This is a genomic window from Paenibacillus periandrae (assembly GCF_022458865.1).
Taxonomy (GTDB): domain Bacteria; phylum Bacillota; class Bacilli; order Paenibacillales; family NBRC-103111; genus Paenibacillus_S; species Paenibacillus_S periandrae.
The window spans coordinates 1-1,142 of the sequence record NZ_JAJNMU010000093.1 but is presented as its reverse complement, the minus strand read 5'-3'; the positions used below and the strand labels follow the sequence as shown (position 1 = coordinate 1,142).

1 protein-coding gene is annotated in these 1,142 nt (G+C 43.4%); it reads right to left on the bottom strand.

Going from position 1 to position 1,142, the window contains the following annotated elements:
- Window positions 1-24 precede the first annotated feature (24 nt).
- Window positions 25-1,023 carry an IS630 family transposase gene (locus tag LRL21_RS44665; protein ID WP_275901216.1) on the bottom strand — a complete coding sequence of 333 codons (999 nt, stop codon included), beginning with the start codon at window positions 1,021-1,023 and terminating at the stop codon, window positions 25-27.
- Window positions 1,024-1,142 lie beyond the last annotated feature (119 nt).

Below are 1,142 nucleotides of genomic sequence, written 5' to 3'. Positions count from 1 at the left end.
CTATATAGATTGAACTGAAAATCTTTACGCCCGAACCAGTAGCCGATCAATCAATTCAAGAGGGCTCTGATTAACCCGTTTCATGAAAGCTGCGACATGAGTACGGATGACATAATACTTATGAAAAAAGACATTGTTTACGACATCTTGTTTTAGCCATTTCCACAATCCTTCAACAGGATTAAGCTCAGGGCTATACTTGGGTAAAAAAACAAGCTGAAGTCTCGGATTCTCTCGCAGAAAAGGCTGAATTTCATCAGCATGATGAGTGTGGGCGTTGTCTAACACCATGACAAGCTTGCCTTTGGGGTAGGCCTGTAAGATATCTATTAAAAATCTTCCAAATGCCGCCGCATCAAACTTCTCTTCTTCTCGATGGGTCACACGGCCCGTTTCGTAGTCGATGGCAGCAAACAGTTTGGCTCCTTTATGCTCACCATGAGTCGGGATTTTGCGTTGTTGTCCTTTGGGAAACCAGTTGTACTGCAAAGCCAAATAGGCCCTTATCATAGATTCATCTTCAAATAAAAGATGGTCAATTTCTCCCTGGTTCAGTTGCTCTTTAAGCTCAGGTAAAGTGACCTCGCGGAATTGTTTCTGTTCCTCTTTGTTGGCTCGTACCAGAGTATAGGTGGCTTTCGTGTAGCTAAAACCAAGCCGGTTCAGCATTTTAGAGATTCCTTTTAGGGTATATTTCTCGCCGAACTCGCGAAGGATCCATGCACGGATGATTTTTAACGTCCAAGTGTATTTCGCTTCAAATCCAACATCCACTGGTCTTTGCTTGGCAATGGTTTCTTTCAGCCGTTCTTCTTGTTCGTCAGAAAGTTTTCGGATGCCGCCGGGATACTCACCAAATTCAAGGCCTTGAACTCCCTGCTTGCGATAAGCGTTCCAATACCCGCTGATGGCAGGAAATGACCTACCCAAAATGTCTCCAATTTCAGTTAAAGTCCGGCCTTCCAAATGCAAACGGACAGCTAAATATCTTTCATACATGCGCGTACTTTCCGTTTCTTTCATGGCCGTTGTCAGCTTTTCAATCTCTTCTTCATTTGTCACTTCGATCCCCGCCCTTTTCGGTTCATTACTATCTTTTACCCGATTAGGCGGTTCTCAATTTTATGAGTTCAATCTATATA

Coding starts and splice junctions, on each gene's coding strand:
- LRL21_RS44665 (WP_275901216.1), bottom strand. CDS start 1,023: ATGAAAGAAACGGAAAGTACGCGCATGTATGAAAGATATTTAGCTGTC.